This window comes from Salipiger mangrovisoli, from assembly GCF_015223355.1.
Lineage (GTDB): Bacteria > Pseudomonadota > Alphaproteobacteria > Rhodobacterales > Rhodobacteraceae > Salipiger > Salipiger mangrovisoli.
Map to the genome: position 1 here is coordinate 1 of NZ_JADFFK010000083.1, position 1,688 is coordinate 1,688.

At 71.2% G+C, this 1,688-nt stretch carries 2 protein-coding genes; both read left to right on the forward strand.

What is annotated here, in order from left to right; all coding sequences use genetic code 11:
• A partial coding sequence (locus IQ782_RS29515) for a helix-turn-helix domain-containing protein (RefSeq protein ID WP_194138227.1) occupies positions 1 to 631 on the forward strand: 631 nt, incomplete at its 5' end.
• A 56-nt stretch (positions 632 to 687) separates the two neighbouring features.
• On the forward strand, positions 688 to 1,688 hold a 1,001-nt coding region (locus tag IQ782_RS29520; protein WP_194138228.1), incomplete at its 3' end, for an Ldh family oxidoreductase.

Below are 1,688 nucleotides of genomic sequence, written 5' to 3' on the forward strand. Positions count from 1 at the left end.
CGAAGCGGAAAAAGATGGCGCCGTCTCCGACGGTGGCGGCTGGGAAGCGGAGCGCCAGCAGCTGCGCGACGAGCTGGGTGCGCGGATGAAGGCCGTGCGCCTCGGCTGCGGCTTCACCCTGGAGGTCGCGGCGCAGCGCAGCGGGCTGGCGCTCTCGACGATCCACAAGATCGAGAACGGCCGGGTCTCGCCAAGCTACGAGAACCTCGTGCGCATCGCCCGCGCCTATGACATCGGCATGGAACGGCTGTTCTCGGCCGACCACGACGCGCAGCAGCCGACCCGGCTGACGGTGACCCGCGCCGGGCAGGGCCGCAAGGTGCGCTCGAAGAACTTCGAATACGAGGTGCTGTGCAACGCGCTGGCCGAGAAGAAGATCATCCCGCTGGTCACCACCGTGGCGCAGCGCCCGCCGCTGCGCCGCGACGAGCTGGAATCGCACGATGGCGAGGAAACGCTCTACGTGCTCTCGGGCCGCGTCGAGCTGACCGTCGAGCATTACGAGAGGGTGATCCTCGAGCCCGGCGACTGCGCCTATTTCGACAGCACCATCAAGCACGGGTTGCGGGCGGTGGATGCCACCGAAACCAAGGTCTTCTGGGCCTGCACCTATATCGACGTGGACAAGTGAGCCGGCCCCGGCCGGCGCGCCCGTCCGCCTGACCCCCCGAAGGAGAGCGCCTTTCCATGGCCGAGCAGCAGATGATTTCCGTCGACGGGCTGATGACCCGTGTCCAGGCGATCTTTGAAAAGAGCGGCCTGAGCCGCGACAACGCCCGGGCCGTGGCGCATGTGATCGTGGCGGGCGAGCGCGACCACTGCAAGTCGCATGGCATCTACCGGATCGAGGGCTGCCTGCGCGTGCTCGCGGCGGGCAAGGTCTCGCCGGACGCGGTGCCGAAGCTGCACGACAGCGGCACGGCGGTGCTCGAGGTGGACGCGGGCGGCGGCTTTTCCAACCCCGCCTTCTACGCCGCCAAGGACGCGCTGGTCGCCCGTGCCCGCGAGACCGGGCTGGCGGCTCTGGTGATCCGCGACTGCCTGCATTTCTCGGCGCTCTGGCACGATGTCGAGGCGCTGGCCGAGGACGGGCTCGCGGCGCTGTCGATGTGCCCGAGCTACGCCTTCGTGGCGCCCGCGGGCGGCAAGGAGCCGCTGCTCGGCACCAACCCGATCGCCTTCGGCTGGCCGCGTCCCGGCCCGACCCCCTACGTCTTCGACTTCGCCACCAGCGTCGCCGCGCGCGGCGAGATCGAGCTGCACCGCCGCGCCGGCACGCCGATCCCCGAGGGCTGGGCGGTGGACCGCGAGGGCAAGCCGACGACCGATCCCGACGCGGCGCTCGAGGGCGCGATGCTGACCTTCGGCGCGCACAAGGGCTCGGCGATCTCGACCATGGTCGAGCTGCTGGCCGGCGCGATGCTCGGCGAGTTCATGAGCAAGGAGGCGCTGGAGTTCATGGGCGGCGGCGGGCTGCTGCCGCGCCACGGCGCGCTGGTGCTGGCGCTCGACCCGCAGAGCTTTGCCCGGCGCTCGGGCCGCGATCCCATCGCCGAGGGCGAGAGGCTGCTGACCGCGATCAGCGGCCAGGGCGCGCGGCTGCCGTCGGAGCGCCGCTTCGCCGCCCGCGCCAGGGCGCTGTCGGAGGGCATCGCGCTGACCGCGGCCGAGATGGCGCAGCTCGACCG